A 756-nucleotide genomic window follows, 5' to 3' on the forward strand; every position below is an offset into this window, starting at 1 on the left:
TGGTCGTCGAAGAGGTCGGGTTCTTCCTTGCGGACGGTGTCGACGACGTCGAAGGCGAAGCTCATGTGCATGGTCTCGTCGCGGAAGACCCAGTTGGTGCCGGTGGCCAGGCCGTGCAGCAGGCCGCGGCTGCGGAACCAGTAGACGTAGGCGAAGGCGCCGTAGAAGAAGAGTCCTTCGATGCAGGCGGCGAAGCAGATGAGGTTGAGCAGGAAGCGGCGGCGGTCGGCCTTGGTCTCCAGCCGGTCGAGTTTTTCGACCGAGTCCATCCACGTGAAGCAGAACTGTGCTTTCTCGCGGATGGAGGGGATGTTCTCCACGGCGGCGAAGGCGGCCGCCCTGTCCTCCGGGTCGGGGAGGTAGGTGTCCAGCAGGGTCAGGTAGAACTGGACGTGGACGGCTTCCTCGAACAGCTGGCGGCTCAGGTACAGGCGTGCTTCGGGGGAGTTGATGTGCTTGTACAGCGTGAGTACGAGGTTGTTGGCGACGATGGAGTCGCCGGTGGCGAAGAAGGCGACGAGCCGGCCGATGAGGTGTTGTTCCTCGGGGGTGAGTTTGGCGAGGTCGGCGACGTCGGAGTGGAGGTCGACCTCTTCGACGGTCCAGGTGTTCTTGATGGCGTCCCGGTAGCGTTCGTAGAAGTCGGGGTAGCGCATGGGGCGCAGGGTGAGTTCGAAGCCGGGGTCGAGCAGGTTGGTGTTACGGGACATTACTGGCAGGCCTCGCAGGACTCGGGGTTTTCCAGGGAACAGGCGA

At 63.5% G+C, this 756-nt stretch carries 1 protein-coding gene; it reads right to left on the minus strand.

Annotated features, from left to right (window positions below; genetic code table 11):
• A partial coding sequence (locus tag IE251_RS40475) for a ribonucleotide-diphosphate reductase subunit beta (protein ID WP_189757931.1) occupies nucleotides 1-710 on the minus strand: 710 nt, incomplete at its 3' end.
• Nucleotides 711-756 lie beyond the last annotated feature (46 nt).

It is taken from the genome of Streptomyces eurythermus (assembly GCF_014649115.1).
GTDB classification, from domain to species: domain Bacteria; phylum Actinomycetota; class Actinomycetes; order Streptomycetales; family Streptomycetaceae; genus Streptomyces; species Streptomyces eurythermus.